Below are 16,908 nucleotides of genomic sequence, written 5' to 3' on the forward strand. Positions count from 1 at the left end.
AATTATTAGACTATTAAAACAAAATGTATTAAACAAGTTGATTTAGATTGTTAAATATTCTATAATATATTTGTATATTTAATATGCAAATAATCTAAGTGTAAACAATTAAATATTATTAAATAAAAAAAAAATTGATAAATAATGTTAAAAAAATAACTTAATAAGGGTTGGTGAGTTAATAATGAGAATTTTAGATCAGGGGAAAATCGGGAATTTAACATTAAAGAACAGAATTGTAATGGCTCCAATGGGAATTGATTATGTTGATGAGGATTTTGGATTTTCTGAAAGATCAATTGATTACTATGTAGCTAGGGCAGGAGGTGGGACAGGCTTAATAATGACTGGAGCTACTTTAGTTACAAGTGAGTTTCAAAAACCCAATAGTATGTTTTTGTTAGATAATGAAGATAAAGTAGGTAGAATAAAAAAATTAGCAGATAAAATACATTCCTTTGGTTCAAAATTATGTATTCAACTTTCTTTAGGGGCTGGGAATATAGGATATGTAGGCGTAAATAATCCTCCATTTTCAATAGAAGAAATACATAAACAAGTAGAAGCATTTGGAAGAGCAGCAGCTTTAGCTAAAAGTGCAGGAGTTGATGCTATTGAAGTTCATGGATATGGTGGATATTTAATTGATCAATTCCAAACTGAATTATGGAATTCTAGAGAAGACGAGTATGGCGGTAGTTTTGAAGGAAGAATGAGAATATCTCAAGAAATAATTGAAGCAGTTAAAAAAAGTTGTGGAGAATATTATCCTATAATTTATAAGTTTTCACCAACTCATCTTATAAAAGGAGGAAGGGAACTTGAAGAAGGAATTAAGATAGCAAAATTCCTTGAAAGTTTAGGAATTTCTGCACTTCATGTAGATATAGGATGCCATGCTTGCTGGCAAAATGCAATTCCAACAATATATCAAGAGCCTGCACTTCATGAGAAATATATACAAGCTATAAAAAAAGAAGTAAGTATACCTGTAATTGGACATGGGAAATTGGGGTATCCTGAAGTAGCAGAGAGAATAGTATCTGAAGGTATAGCTGATTTTGTAGCATTAGGGCATTATTTATTGGCTGATCCTGAATGGGTTAATAAGGTAAAAGAAAATAGAAAAGAAGATATTGTTTCATGCATTGGATGTAATGAATGTATGTTTTCAATACTTTCTGGTGAGCCAGTATCTTGTGGTGTTAATCCTAGATGTGGAAGAGAAGGAGAAGAGTTATCAGAGGCTGAAGTTAAAAAATCTATACTTATTGTTGGAGGAGGTCCAGGAGGATTAGAAGCAGCAATAGTTGCAGCAAAAAGAGGACATAAGGTTACTTTATGGGAAAAAGAAGCAAAACTTGGTGGTAATTTGATTCCTGCATCTGTACCAACATTTAAAGCTGATTTAAAGAGATTGATTAGATATTATGAGATACAAATGGATAAACTTGGTGTTAAGATAGTTACTGAAAAAAATAGTACTGCAAGCGAAATACTTGAAGAAAATCCAGATGTAGTAATCCTTGGAACAGGAAGCACTCCTATAGTGCCAAGACTTCCAGGCATAAATGGTAAAAGTGTACATTCAGCTATAGATGTACTTTCAAATAATACTAATTTAGGAGAAAATGTTATTATTGCAGGTGGTGGATTTGTTGGCTGTGAAACAGCAGTACATTTAGCAGAGCAAGGTAAAAAAGTAACTATTATTGAAATGAAAGAACGTATTTTAGCAGAGCCTATGGCATTCAATAATCTATTAGCTTTAAGTTCAATGGTAGCTACTAATGGAATTAATGTTTTAGCTAGCACAAAGTTAGTTGAAGTAAAAGATAATGAAGTTATTGTTGAAAAAGTAGATGGAACTATAGAAAATATTGTTTGTGATTCCGTAGTTCTTGCTTTAGGTTTTAGATCTCAAGAAAATATTAAAGCAGAACTTGAAGGAAAGATAAAAGATATAAGAGTTATCGGAGATGCATTAGCACCACGTAGAGTGAAGCATGCAGTTAATGAAGGATTTGAAGTAGCAAGAGCAATATAGATTAATAATATAAATTTATAAGATGGGGGCTAATGAAAAATTAGCTCCTTTACTTTTAATCATATTAATATATAATAGTAAGACAAGCATATGATAGTAATAGCTAAAGGCCATACTAGAAAATCTAAAAATTATTGTACAAGTATAAATTATCCAGAAATTATCAACAGAAAAATAAAAATTATCAACCGAAAATTGTGAGTAAAATAATATTAATTGTTGATAATTTTCAGATTTTTAAGAATAAAACAAAAGTAAAATCAAATTTTACTATATAAATAAAACTATAATAATTTATGGAGGGTATATGACTAAATTATATTTAACAAGACATGGAGAAACAGAGTGGAATGAAAAAGGAATAATTCAGGGGTGGGGAGATTCACCTTTAACAGCCCTTGGGATTAAACAAGCTGAATGGCTTAGAGATAGAATGAAGGATATACATATAGATGTTATTTATGCAAGTCCAATAGGAAGAGCCTATAATACTGCTAAAATAGTAAAGGGTGATAGAGACATAACTTTAAAACCTAATGATGGGTTAAAAGAAATTAGAATAGGTGGATGGGAAGGCTTAAATCAAGAAGAAATGAAGTCTTTAAGCGAAGAAAACTACTATAACTTCTGGAATGTTCCATCAAAATATATCCCAATAGGAGATGGAGAAAGTTTTTACGAGGTTAAAGAAAGAGCTTTCAAAGCAATTAATGAAATATTAGAAAAAGAAAAAGGAAAAAATATCTTAATCGTAACTCATACCATCACTTTAAAATCATATTTATGTGAGCTAGAAAAAAGAGATATAGATACTTTATGGGATCCACCATTTATAAAGCAGACAAGCCTTACAGAAATAAACTTTACAGAGGATGGTTACGAAATGCCATTAGTTGCTTGCATGAAACATCATGAATATGCAAAAAAGGAATTTAATGAATTTAAATAAATTGTGAAGATAACTAGATATACTTATTCGACAATCTATTTATTTTCTTAACTTATATTTATAATTTATACTAATAGTGAAATAGTGAAAAGTTAATGTACATCTGCTTTAGAGAAGATTCAGCAGATTAGGCTTTAATTTTCACTATTTTACTTTTTAGAATACTCGGTGTCTGTTTTAAGAAATTGTTGTTAATGGGATTAACTTAGCTTTAAGTATAATTAATTATATTTAACTGTATTGATAGCAGGAAGAACCATTTAGAAAAATATAACTAAATAATTTCACCAACAATTTTTTAAAACAGAAAGATATACTATGAAAATATAATCACCAACACATTTTTAAAATAGAGTATTATGTAATGAAAATATAGGAAATAACAATCTTTTAAAACAGAACAAGGTAAAAATTATAGATGAAATTAAAGAAATTGATTTTAGATTATATGTAAATAAATACTTAAGAGAAAATGAATGGATTATAAGAAAAACTATAGAAGATAATAAAATGTTGGAGGATATAAATGGTAGCAGCATATTATAAGTATAAAAAGGAGAGTATTAATTTAAAGTTTAATAGTGCAAAAGATACACTTAAATTAATGCAAGGAGCTATAAAAGAATATAAGTCATTAAATTCGATTTACTTAAGAAGGTCAATGAGAATCGAAAAAAATAAACAAGCTTATTTAGGAAGCTAAAAGAGCAATAAATTATATTTTATTGCTCTTTTAGCTTTCATGAGTTAATTCGATAACTTTTCATTATTTCACTTTACCCTAATGTATCTCTTTCATTTTCCTAAAAGCCAATGGAGTTTTTCCATGAACTTTTTTAAACATCTTTACAAAGTTTCCACAATAATTATATCCTATCATTTTAGAAATTTCTTCAATACTTAAATCTGTTGTAGATAATAAATTTTCTGCAATAGTCATTCTAATTGAGTTGGTGTATTGGCTAATTGACATATGATATTTTGATGAAAATCCTGCTTTTAATTTTTGTTCATTTAGAAATACCATCTTACTTAAGCTTTTTATAGTTGGTGGATTGCAAGCTTCCATTGTCAAAATTTCGTAAGCTTTTTGTATTGCATTGGCATCTGAAGCAGTTAGAGTAACTTTTCTATTTTTTCCTATCATGATTTCACCATAATTTAATTGATTTGTAAAAGTATTTTCTGGGGAAGAGTGAACTTCCTTTGATATTAATGCAACAACTTCTAAAATCTTGCTTTCTAAATAGATTGGGGTTAGTTCATCAACTTGAGCTAAGCTTCTTAAATGTTGAACTATGTTTGCAATTTCAAGAGGCAGATACCTATATGTATAATTGAATATAAAATTACTAAAATCAATAATATTAGAAAAGTTTGGTTTGAGAATCTCATCAAAATATTTTTTGTAAATTGTTATTTCAGCTCCGTGAAAGTGCTGTCCTTTTTTCCAGACTTGTGTGCCTTTCAAGTTTTTTTCTACAACAAAAAATGAAGAGGGAGTAAATGAGGAAACGGGATTATTTTCTATTTTGAATTTTGTAACTCCTGTATAAACAGTTCCAAGCCTCATTATCTCATCTTGATGATCAAAAGAAAGTAAAAAATCTTGGGCAATAGTATAATCACCAATTCCGAAGTCATAATATCTTTCACGACTATATTTAATAAAATATCCAAGTTCAGGCCTGTCCTCATTTTTGTATATAGTGTAATTACTCATAGGGCATGAAGAAAAGGTCATATTATTTAATACCATATTTTGAAATTCATGAGTAGATTTTGATATCATTTGTATTTTCATCCCCTTAGTTAGATTTCTTCAGTAAGAAAGAAATAATTTTCTCATAAAACTTTTCCATTAGGTAATAATATAAATAAATTATAAATTAATTTATTTAGTAAAAAGTTAAAAGCAATTTATAGTAAAAAAGCCTAGGATATTTTACTCGTAAAACTTAAAAGAGTTCATAATTATTATAGCAGAAAATCTGCTTATTTTTATATAAAAATTATTCTATTAGATGATAAAATTATTAAATTAGTTGCAAGTGTTGAAGTGAGAATGAATCTCATATACAATTGGCAATGTAATAAAGACAATAAAAAATGTAATAAAGATAATAAATATGATTAATTAATCAAAGCAATCAAGAAGAATAATTAAAAAAACTAATAACAAAGTATTAAAAAAGCAACAATAAGATTTGACAAACAAAAAATTAATAACAAGATTTTTTTAGTTATTATAAGATAATAATTTAAGAAATCTTAGAATATATGGAGGTAAGTCACATGAAGAAGAATTTATTAAAAACATTAGTAGTTTCTTGTGTAACTGCATTTATGCTTGTAGGATGTGGAAATGGTGCTACAGCTGAAAATAATTCAGAAGACAAGAAAGTAACAGTAACAGATGTTAGAGGAGAAGTTGAAATTCCAGCAGAACCTCAAAGAATAGTAGATTTAAGTGGAAACAGTGATATTTTATCAATTTTAGGATACAAGGTAATAGGAACTGCAAATAGTGATGCTTATGATTACACTAAGTTCCCTTCATATTTAGAAGAAACATTAAAGGGTGCTGAAATCTTAGGATATAGCATGCAAGATACAATGGATGTTGAAGCTATAATGAACTTAAACCCAGATTTAATAGTTATATCAACAGTTCAAGAAAAAATGTATGATCAATTAAGTGAAATTGATCCAACAGTTATGATTCAATTAGAAGCATTAAACTGGAAAGATGATGTTAAGGCATTTGCAAAGGTATTTAATAAAGAAGCAGAAGCAAATAAGTGGCTTGAAGATTATGAAGCAAAGGCTAAGGAAGCAGGCGATAAGATTAAAGCAGAATATGGCGAAGATACATCATATCTTTCATTCTTAGCTAGTGGTGGACAGTTCTTCATATTTGATGGTGCAGGATTTGGTAGCGTATTATATGAAGATATGGGACTTAAGAAACCAGAAGGAATGCCAGCACAAAGTGATATAAGCTTACCAGTTGTTACATACGAAGGTTTAGCAGCAATAAAATCAGATTATATATTCTTAATAGCAACAAAAGAAGATTTAGCTCAATTAGAAAGCAATGCTATTTGGAACAACCTACCAGCAGTTAAAGCGGGTAAAGTAGTAGTGTTAGATTCATCACCATACTTTAACCAAGGTTATAGCTCAATAGGTAGAGAATTATTAGTAGATGAAATAGGTGAAATGTTAAATGAAACAAAATAAGAGACATACAGTAATTTTTACAATAATTAGTATGTTACTCTTAGTAATAGGACTGGTTCTAGCTGTAAGGTTAGGATCCGTCCATATTTCCTTTTCAGACATTTGGGATAGTATCTTTAATTATAGTGAAACATTAGAACTTATGTTAGTTAGAGATGTAAGAATTCCAAGAGCATTATCAGTATTATTTACAGGGGGAATATTAGGGGTAACAGGTGCAATGATACAAGGGGTTACTAGAAATCCTATAGCAGAACCATCAATATTAGGTGTAAGCCAAGGAGCAACTTTAGTAATAGCAATTTTCTATGCACTAGGAATAACAATAAGTACAAGAAATGTTATGATAGCATCTTTTATTGGAGCACTTATAACAGGTCTTATAGTTTTAGCTTTTATATCAAAAAAAGCAAATAATAATTCAATTGCAAAGATACTTTTAGCAGGAACAGCCTTAAGCACATTCTTCATTTCATTAACAACAATAGTTGGACTTTTATCTAATCAATCACAAATGATAGGATTTTGGGTATCTGGAGGATTTAGAAATGCAGGATGGGCAGATTTTAAATTAGTATTTTTTGTTGGAGTTATAGGACTTATTATAGCAATTTTATTATCATCAAAGATAAATATTTTAAATCTTGGAGATGATGTTGCAATTGGACTTGGTGAAAATCCAGAAAAAATAAGATTTGCAACACTTATGGTTATGATACCAATGTGTGCAGCAGCAGTTGCAGTAGGAAAAAACATAGCCTTTGTTGGGCTTATAGTTCCTCAAATAGTTAGAAAAATACTAGGAGAGGATTATAGAAAAAACATACCATGCTCATTTTTAGTTGGTGCAGTACTTTTAACATATGCAGATATAGCAGCAAGAATGCTTTTAGATCCTTATGAAACTCCAATTGGAGTATTTACAGCACTTATAGGAATACCATTTTTCATATCATTAGTTAGAAAGGAGAGAGGATAATGAAGAAAAAAAGATTTAAACTAGTTTTAGTAATTTTAATAGCATTATTACTTGTCTCCTTTTTAATTACATTGTGCTGGGGTACATATAAGGTAACTCCATTAGAAGTAATAAATACGATACTTGGTAATGGAACAAAACTTCAAAATACAGCAATTTTAACTTTAAGACTTCCAAGAATGCTTGTTGGAATATTTGTTGCCATAGGATTATCAACAGCAGGATGTATACTTCAAACAATAACTAAAAATGATTTAGCTGATACTGGAATAATAGGAATAAATGCAGGAGCTGCAGTTGCCGCAGTAATATTTATTTCATTTAAAACAGCAAATTACTATAGTGAACTTGGATCACTTTCTATATTTGTACTTCCATTTATGGCTATAGTTGGAGCTGCAATATCAGCAATTTTACTATATATGCTATCTAGCAAAAATGGAATAAAGCCGAAAAGACTTCTTTTAATTGGTATAGGAATGAATGTAGCACTTAATGCATTTATAACTTTCGTTACATTTAGAGGTGGTGCTGGAGATTATAATAGAGTATTAGTTTGGACATCAGGAAGTTTATGGGGTTCGAGCTGGAGTTATGCAAAAGTGATAATTCCAATAATAACATTGTTATTTATAATAGTTTTATTAAATCATAAAAAGTTAGATGTTTTAAATCTTTCTGATGAGCTATCAATATCACTTGGATTAAACATAGAAAAGGAAAGAAAGAAATTTTTAACTTATGTAGTTATATTAGCAGGAACTGCAACAGCATTTGCAGGAAACATTGGTTTCTTAGGTCTTGTTTCACCTCATATTGCAAGGAAGCTAGTTGGACCATATCATAAGAATTTTATTGCAATATCAGCAATTATAAGTACTATTATAATTCTTCTTGCAGATGCGGTTTCAAGAAATCTATTTTCTCCAATTGAAAATCCAGTTGGGATTACAGTATCAATATTTGGAGTACCATATTTTATTTATTTAATGATGAAGGAGAAATAATTATGGAAGCTATTAGTGTAAAGAACTTAAGTGTTGCATATGAAAGCAATGTAATAATTGAAAATATGAATCTTTGTATCCCAAAAGGAAAAATCAGTATTATAATTGGAGCAAATGGATGTGGAAAATCCACACTTCTAAAAACTATAGCAAGAATAAACAAGCTAAAGAACGGGGATATCTTTATAAACAATAAAAATATAAAGAAGGTAAAAGAAAAAGACATAGCAAGAGAAGTGGCATTTCTTCCTCAAGGACCAGTATGTCCAAGTGGTCTTACAGTAAGAGAACTTGTAGCATATGGAAGATTTCCACATCAAAAAATGATAGGTGGATTAAACTCACATGATAAAGAAGTTATCGACTGGGCAATAGAAGAAACAGGACTTTCAGAATTTGCAGATAGAGAAGTTGAAAACTTATCTGGAGGACAAAGACAAAGAGCATGGATAGCCATGACTTTGGCTCAAGAAACAGAAATTATCATGTTAGATGAGCCAACTACATATTTAGATATGTCATATCAACTTGAGGTATTAGAAGTATTAGAAAAATTAAATAAAGAAAAGCAAATTACAGTAGTAATAGTTCTTCATGAGCTTAACAATGCTTGTAGATTTGCAAATAATATAATTGGTCTTAAAAAAGGAAAAGTTATTTGTGAAGGAAGACCAATAGATGTAATAACAAAAGAATCATTGAAAGAAATATATGGGGTAGAAGCACATCTTCAAGTTAGTGAAAATGGTGAATACCCAATATGTATGGAATATGAACTTCTAAGGGGTGACTATGAAAAATAAAAATTTTATAATAATAGTTATAGGGCAAATTATATCTTTATTTGGTAATGCAATTCAAAGATTTAGTATGTCTCTATATCTACTAGAATTTACAGGTAGTACAGCTACCTTTGCAAATATATTAGCAATATCAACGATACCATATATTTTATTTGCACCTATTGCTGGAATGTTATCAGATCGTGTAAATAAGAAAAAGATAATGGTTTACTTAGATTTTTTCTGCTCATTCTTAATTGGAGGATATGCAATAATACTACTTAATGGTAGAGACCATGAAGTAATTGTTGCTATAGTGATGTTTATGCTATCTATATGTTTTACTTTATATGGACCAGCAGTTACGTCATCAATTCCTCAAATAGTTGAAGAAGATAAGTTAACAAGTGCTAATGGTGTAATAAATCAAGTAGGGTCAATAGTAAACTTTGCAGGACCAATACTTGCAGGTGTTCTTTATGGAATAGTTGGAATAAAAGCAATAGTTATAATAAATGCTATAAGCTTTTTTGCATCTGCAATAATGGAATTATTCTTAGATATTCCAGATTTAGTGGTAAGTGAAGAAGTAGAAATTAATGAAAAAGTAAAAGTAGATGAAGCTGTAGCAGAATCAAAACTAGAATTAAATGATGTAGTTACTTATGAAAAAAATATAGTAACTACAGAATTAGCGACGACTATGTTAGATTCAAGAACTTCAGAATTAGAGGAAAGAGTAGCAGCATCCCTGAGATCCGAAGAAAATGAAGAAGTTACAGTTATATCTGAAAATGCAAAAGATATCATAAAAGGAAACAAAGAAGTGGTAACAGTTTCTGAAGTCATAAAAGAAAATAAAAAAGCAACAATGGTATCTGAAAATATAAAGGGAACTGCAAAGAGGGAAGAAAAGATACTATCAATTGAGTTTATAAAAAATTCATTTATAGATATGGGTAAAACCTTCAAGTATTTATCAAAAGAGAAAAAAGTTGTTCTTGGAATTATAGCTTCATATGCATTATGTAATATATTTTTAGTTCCAGTATTAACAATTCTAGCACCATACTTCATAAACATTTTCTTAGGGCTACCTTCAGAAATATATGGAATAGTAGAAGGTATATGTGTCTTGGGAATGATATTAGGTGGATTCTGGATAAGTGTAAAACCAAATATGTTTAAAATAAAAAAGGTTCACTATACATATTTGCCAATGGTTGCAGGTGTTATATTAATGTCAACATTAGGTGGAATAAAAGCAAATAACTACACAATAGCATTCCTATTTGCAATTGGTGGACTTGCAATAATGATGTCACTTTCATTATCAAATGTATTAACACTAACATTTATACAAAAAGAAGTACCACTAGAAATGCTAGGAAGAGTTTCAGCTTTTTCAACAGCAGTAGCAACAATAAGTGTAGCACCAGGACAATTGCTATATGGACAAATAATAGATACTGGAATGCCGATAGGCTTAATATTACTTATAACAGCAATAGCAAATATTGTACTTGTGATGTTTGTTAAGTGGAATGTAAGAGAAATAAATTAAAATAAAGTAATAGAGAATTAAAAAATGGCTCTAATTGGACATGATTTTACTTGGTTTATGTTCAATTAGAGCTATTTTTAATTTTAAATATTGAACGAAAATTCTCAAAATAGATAGATAAGTTAGCAAGATACTAATATATATTAATTAAAAAGTAATATATAATGGACTCATACTTATATGTAAAATTATACGTCGGTTGTATATTTTTTACATATAATATAAATAGAAGATAAATGTCATGGGGTGGTAAAAAAGAAGAGTAGGGTATAATAATTACAAATTTAACAGAAGGGAAGGGTGTATTTATGGTTAATATCCTTAAAGGAAGTAAGAAAAGATTTGGAGCTGCAGCAATAGCTTTTGCTGTATTTTGTACATGTATATTTCCGTCTTTACATGTTTTAGCAGCACCAAAAACAATGGCACATATAAAGGCTGGAAGTGGAAATGGTAATGGACATTTTGGTAGTGAAAAGCCAGAACTATTTGTATTATCAGATAAAAAAGATATTACAGATCAGTCAATTAGCTTTCAGATAAAAATAGGAAGTGCAAAAAATGATACAAGATTACGTTTTGTGACCAAATATGTAGACGATAACAAATGGGGATATGTTGCATATGACGGGGCATCAGGTTGGCTTATAGAGTATAAGAACGGTAAGTCAGAATATAAGGCAATTACTGGATTACCAGAGTTAAACCAAGACGATATGGTAAACATTAGTGCAGAATATCAGGAAAATGGACTTAAACTAAAAGTAGAGAATAAGACAAGTGGCAATAGTGGAGAAGCACTAATTAATACAGCTGAGTTTATTGATTTAAAAAATCAGTCAGGAAATATTGGGTTTGGTGCAGCTGCATATGGGACTTCTTACACTGATATCTATTTTTCAGATGTAACAGTTGGAAGTGAAATGTTAACAGACTACAATAAATGGACATTATATAAAGATAACCTTGCAGGTCAAGTATGGGAACCATCAGTAGTAGTTACAGATAAAGAAGAGCCAGAAGAGCCATCTGAACAAGGTGAAAAGTGGATTAAATTAACAGGTGGTGCTAATAATGGCGCTGGACATGCTTATGGTAATCCAAATGCAAAAGCACCAGTTTTATTACTTAATAATGACAGAAGAATGGAAGAGGCAGGGGAACTTTCTCTAAAATTAAAACCAAGTAATAACTGGGGAGTATTTTATACTTATGTAGACGATAATAATTGGCTGTATATAGGACATGATTCAAGTAGTAAGTGGTATTATCAATATAAGTTAAATGGTAGTGAATCTTATCCACAGATTTCAGGTCTCCCAGAGCCTGTAGAGGGTCAAGAATTACAAATGTCTGTATCCTTAAATCGTGAGACATTATCAGTAACTGTTAATGGAACTACAGTTAGAGTTACTAATCAAGCTTTAATTTCATTTGCTGAAAAGACTTCCGGAAAAGGAAGATTTGGTGTAAAAACAAATGGAGCAACATCAATTTCCTTTGCAGATATGAAATATAATGATACAAACACTATGGAAGATAAGTGGGGATTTGCAGCAGAACGTCAAGGGCAAAAAGTGGAAGAAGCGTATTCAAAGCTTGTGCCTGTATCAGGAACTGTTTTAAATAAAGATGGGAATCCAATTCCAGAAGCAGTTATACGTATAGGAGCAAACTCAGCTAATAGTGATGTAAATGGAAATTATCAATTTGATGGCTTAGAAATTGGAGAATATAATATGGCTGTTACAAAGCCAGGTTATGAGGCTTATTCAAAAGTTATAAATGTTGAAGATAAAAACAATGTAATAGATATTACATTAGAAGAAAAGGCATCATTAGATTTAACAGAATATGATACTATTAAATCAGATACAATGAAAGTATATATTGGAAAAACATTCCCTGTTGTTGCTAGATATCAAATGCTTGAAGGTGGAGTAGAAATAAAAGACCAATATATGCGTGGTAATGAAACTAAACTTAATACTGTAGCAATCAATGGTATAACAATTGAACCAATTGTTACAGTAGAAGAGACAGAAGAAGATTTTAGAGTATATTCAATGCATGTTGAAAACACTGAAAACAACATAAATTTGGATATGAAAATAAAGGTAAGTGTAAAAGAGAATGATTTAACATGGGAAGTAACAGAGATTAATAAAGCAGAAGGCTCTGCTAAGATTGCAACTATAGATGTTCCAGGGTTAAATCTTTTAACAGTAGATGCTGTGGAGGAAGGTGCTAATTTTGCAGGAGCAAAAACATCTACAACTACAACATCAAGTGGAGACGTATTTATTGATTTTGATAATGGATTTGTTCCATCAAAAACAGATTCTTATTTATATGGATTCCTTACAAATAACAAGTTAAGCGCAGGTCTTTTTAGTAATTCAGAAGCTGAAGGAGATAAGCGTGTTGTAAGAAACAATGGTGCTGATACAATGAGTCTTACAAGTGCACCATGGTACTATGAATTAGGAGATAAAAACGGACAAAAGGCGGCAGCAAAATATGAAGAGTATCCAGTAAGTGATTTACCAATTGCAAAAGTTGCTATAGCAGCAGATGAAAATGGAGATGGAGATATTGACTGGAATGACGGAGCTCTTGCATTCCGTGATATTATGAATATTCCTTATGAAGCAGACGTAATTAAGGATATGGTAAATTACCGTATTGTTATGAACTTTGCAAGTATGGCATCTAACCCTTACTTAACAACAGCTGATAATATCAAAAAGGTATATCTTGCAACAGATGGACTTCCACAATCAGTTATGTTAAAGGGATATGGAAATGAAGGTCATGATTCTGCCAATTCAGAATATGCAGATATTGCTGAGCGTGAAGGTGGAGTAGAAGATTTCCAAGACTTAATTAAAATTGCACATGATTATAATACAGAAATTGGTGTTCACGTTAATGCTCAAGAAATATATCCAGAAGCAGCTTCATTTAATGAAGATATGTTACAAAAGCCAATAGGAAATGGATGGGGATGGCTAGATCAGTCTCATGTAATTGATAAGCTTTGGGATTTATCAACACAAGCAAGATGGAAAAGATTTGTACAATTATATGATCGCATAAACGGAACAAGCTTTTATAATAGGGAATGGCCAGATGCAGTAGAAGATTCAAAAGGTGAAGTAACTGCGACCAAAGAAGAAATTAAGGCTGATGCTGAAAGTCGTGAAGATAATATGGACTTCATTTATCTTGATGTATGGTATCAAGATGCATGGGAAACAAGAAATATTGCGAAAGAAATTAATTCACTTGGCTGGAGATTTACAACAGAATTTAGTGCACAAGGTGAGTATGACTCAACATGGCAACACTGGTCAACAGATGCAGTTTATGGTGGTGCAACTTCAAAGGGATTTAATAGTGATATTATCCGTTTTATAAGAAATGACCACAGAGATTCTCAAGTATTAAATTATCCTGCATTTGGAGGAACAGCAGATAACCCATTACTTGGAGGTTACAGACTGTATGGCTTTGAAGGATGGGGTGGAGATAAAGACTTTAATAACTATATAGTGCAAACATTCAATCAAAATCTACCTACTAAGTTCTTACAACATTATGTTGTAACAGATTGGGAAAACTATGAAGAAGGACAATCACCTGTAGGAAATCATGAAAAAGAAATTACATTAAAAAATGATGCAGGAGATGAAGTAGTTGTAACAAGAAAAGAAGAACAAAGAAATGATGATAACATTGAACGTATAATTACTTTAAATGGTAAAGTAGTATTAGATGAAGTGAAATATTTATTACCATGGACAGAAGAAGATGGAACAGAAAAATTATACCATTGGAATTTAGATGGAGGAAAAACAACATGGGAACTTCCAAAAGGCTGGGAAGGACTTGGAAATGTTGTAATGTATGAACTATCTGACCAAGGACGTATAAATGAAATAAGTGTTCCTGTAACTAATGGATCAGTAACTCTAGAAGCTAAAGCAGCAACAGCATATGTATTATCAAAGGGTTCTGAAATAAAAGAACTAAAAAATGATTTTGGTGAAGCTGATTATGTAGTAGATCCAGGATTTAACGGATATGCTGTAGGAGAAAAATTATCTTCTAATGAATGGTCAGGAGATATTGAAGATGAATCAGTTGTAATAGAAAAGGCAAATACAGGGGATCAAAGACTAGCATTTAATAGTCCTTCTGAAGATGTATCTGTAACTACAACTATTTCAGGATTAAAGAAAAATACAAACTATGTAGCAGAAGTATATGTAGAAAATAACAGTGATGAAAAGGCAACTATAGAAGTAAATACAGGAAAAGAAACAGTTTCTAATTATACTGAACGTTCTATTTTAATGAACTATGTAAAATCAGATCAAAAGAATGGAAGCAAAATGCAACGTATGCAAATTTCATTTACAGCTAAAAATGATACAGCAGAATTAACTTTATCTAGGGAAGCTGGAGAAGGCTCTACTTATATGGATGATATTCGTATAGTGGAAAAAACATTAAATAACTTCCAAGAAGATGGAACATTTAAGCAGGACTTCGAAACTGTAGTACAAGGATTATATCCATTTGTATTAAGTTCAGCACAAGGAATTTCAGATCCTGGAACTCATTTATCACAATTAAATGAACCATATACACAAGCAGGATGGAATGGAAGAGTAATTGATGATGTAATTTCAGGAGAGTGGTCAGTAAAACATCATAGTAAGAACACTGGAATAATATATCAAACACTTCCACAAAACTTCCGTTTTGAACCAGGTAAAGTATATAATGTAGAGTTTGATTATCAATCAGGACCAGATAAAGCATATGCTATGGTTATTGGAGATGGAACAAATTATACAGCTCCATCAGAAGAACAATATCTTGCAGAAGCTCGTGGAGAAACTAAACATGTGAAAATGCAAGTAATTGGTAATGGAAGTGGACAAACTTGGATTGGTCTTTATCAAAATGCGAGTAAATCAGGCAGTGGTGCTATGGGACAAACAGATTTCACTCTAGACAACCTTGTAATTACAGAAGATAAAGATGCAGTTGCAGTTACACTATCAAGTACAAACCTTTATAAGGGGGAGACTGCTACAATATACGGAAGTGGTCTAGATAAAATCAAATGGAATTCAAGTGATGAAAAGGTAGCAGTTGTAGATAAAGATGCAAATGTTGTAAAAGCATTATCAGCAGGACATTCAACTATTACAGCAACACTTCCAGATGGAAAAGAAGTTGTATTTGAAATGAATATCATAGACGATGTTGTAATAGATATTCCAAGAGAAGAATTCAGTGGAATAAGTTCTAGTGCAAATACTGAACAAGTATCAGGAGAGCCAGCAGGAAGTGGAGTAGCTTCTGCAGCTGCAGATGGAAACTCTTCTACTTATTGGCACTCAAATTGGAGTGGTGGAGTAAGTAAAGAAAATCCAGCAATTCTAAATGTAGATTTAGGTAAAGAAATGAAAATTGGCGGATTTAAGTTCCAACAAAGACCAAGTGCAAATAATGGTATTGTACAACAATTCAAATATGAAGTATTAGATTCAGAAGGAAATGTTCTAGAAACTTCAGATTCTATTACTGCTTTGGTTTCAGAGATGCAAGGCGGAGCATGGGTAACAGCTAAATTTAAAGAAACACGTAATGCAAAAGTAATTAAGATTTATGTAGAAAAAGGTCAAGGTAATTTTGCAGCAATATCAGAAGTTGCACCAATTATTTTACACAAGGTTGCAGACACGGTAAGCTTAGAAGATGTAACAATGAATATAGGTGGAAAAGTTACATTAATTCCAAAGCATGCAGAAAATACTGTTTTAAAAGGTATTGTATGGAGCTCTTCTGACGAAAAGATAGTAAAAGTAAATCAAAATGGTCTTTTAACAGCGGTAAATTCAGGAACTGCTAAGGTTAAAATAACAAATGCAGCAGGCCTAATGGCAGAAGCTACAGTAACTGTTGAAAAGAAGAAACTAGACTATACTGAATTAGAAAAGACTATTAAAAATTCAGAAAAGCTTGATTTAAGTAAATATCAAGATGGAGCAGAGAAAGATGCATTTGTAGCAGCATTAGAAGATGCAAAAGCTTTACTAGATAATGCAGCTTCACAAGATGAAATTGATAATGCAGTAAAAGCTCTTACAGAAGCGCAATCAGCATTAAAATTACTAGATGTAGAAGAAGATGTTGATAGAAGCGAATTAGGAATTGTAATTGCAGAATACGAAAAGATTGACTTAGATAAATATAAAGATGGAGCAGAAAAAGATGCATTTATAAATGCATTGAAAGCAGCAAAAGATGCATATGATAA

10 protein-coding genes are annotated in these 16,908 nt (G+C 30.8%); 9 read left to right on the forward strand and 1 reads right to left on the reverse strand.

All coding sequences use genetic code 11. The annotated features are described in order from the left end of the window. The first annotated feature begins 184 nt into the window (after positions 1-184). From J7M87_RS10685 to J7M87_RS10695, 3 genes are all read left to right on the forward strand, one after another. Entirely contained in the window at positions 185-2,047 is a 1,863-nt protein-coding gene (locus J7M87_RS10685) for an FAD-dependent oxidoreductase (protein ID WP_291651046.1), read from the forward strand. Between the two features lie 307 nt (positions 2,048-2,354). Then, positions 2,355-2,996, forward strand: coding sequence for a histidine phosphatase family protein (locus J7M87_RS10690; protein WP_291651047.1), 642 nt, complete (start codon positions 2,355-2,357; stop codon positions 2,994-2,996). A 526-nt stretch (positions 2,997-3,522) separates the two neighbouring features. Then, positions 3,523-3,699: a hypothetical protein gene (locus J7M87_RS10695; protein ID WP_291651048.1), complete on the forward strand. Its 177-nt coding sequence runs from the start codon at positions 3,523-3,525 to the stop codon at positions 3,697-3,699. Between the two features lie 78 nt (positions 3,700-3,777). Here the strand turns inward: J7M87_RS10695 and J7M87_RS10700 are convergent, their stop codons facing one another. Then, positions 3,778-4,788 carry an AraC family transcriptional regulator gene (locus J7M87_RS10700; protein ID WP_291651049.1) on the reverse strand — a complete coding sequence of 337 codons (1,011 nt, stop codon included), beginning with the start codon at positions 4,786-4,788 and terminating at the stop codon, positions 3,778-3,780. 503 nt (positions 4,789-5,291) lie between these two features. On the opposite strand from J7M87_RS10700, the gene J7M87_RS10705 reads away from it, so the two are divergent. The 6 genes from J7M87_RS10705 to J7M87_RS10730 all read left to right on the forward strand — a co-directional run. Further along, a complete protein-coding gene (locus J7M87_RS10705) occupies positions 5,292-6,239 on the forward strand; it encodes an iron-hydroxamate ABC transporter substrate-binding protein (RefSeq protein WP_291651050.1) in 948 nt (315 codons plus the stop codon). Then, positions 6,226-7,218 carry an iron ABC transporter permease gene (locus J7M87_RS10710; protein ID WP_008680714.1) on the forward strand — a complete coding sequence of 331 codons (993 nt, stop codon included), beginning with the start codon at positions 6,226-6,228 and terminating at the stop codon, positions 7,216-7,218. Before J7M87_RS10705 ends, J7M87_RS10710 begins: the two co-directional genes overlap by 14 nt. Next, on the forward strand, positions 7,218-8,225 hold the full coding sequence (locus J7M87_RS10715) for an iron ABC transporter permease (protein WP_291651051.1): 1,008 nt from the start codon (positions 7,218-7,220) through the stop codon (positions 8,223-8,225). The genes J7M87_RS10710 and J7M87_RS10715 overlap by 1 nt, the downstream gene beginning before the upstream one ends. A gap of 2 nt (positions 8,226-8,227) precedes the next feature. Continuing rightward, positions 8,228-9,028 (forward strand): ABC transporter ATP-binding protein, encoded by an 801-nt coding sequence (locus J7M87_RS10720; protein ID WP_008680711.1) that lies wholly within the window; start codon positions 8,228-8,230, stop codon positions 9,026-9,028. Then, complete coding sequence (locus J7M87_RS10725; protein ID WP_272470289.1) at positions 9,018-10,571, forward strand: MFS transporter; 1,554 nt, start codon at positions 9,018-9,020, stop codon at positions 10,569-10,571. Before J7M87_RS10720 ends, J7M87_RS10725 begins: the two co-directional genes overlap by 11 nt. A 308-nt stretch (positions 10,572-10,879) precedes the next feature. Further along, positions 10,880-16,908 (forward strand): endo-alpha-N-acetylgalactosaminidase family protein (locus J7M87_RS10730; protein WP_291651052.1); only part of this gene is annotated, 6,029 nt, incomplete at its 3' end.

This window comes from Clostridium sp. (assembly GCF_017888565.1).
Lineage (GTDB): Bacteria > Bacillota > Clostridia > Clostridiales > Clostridiaceae > Clostridium.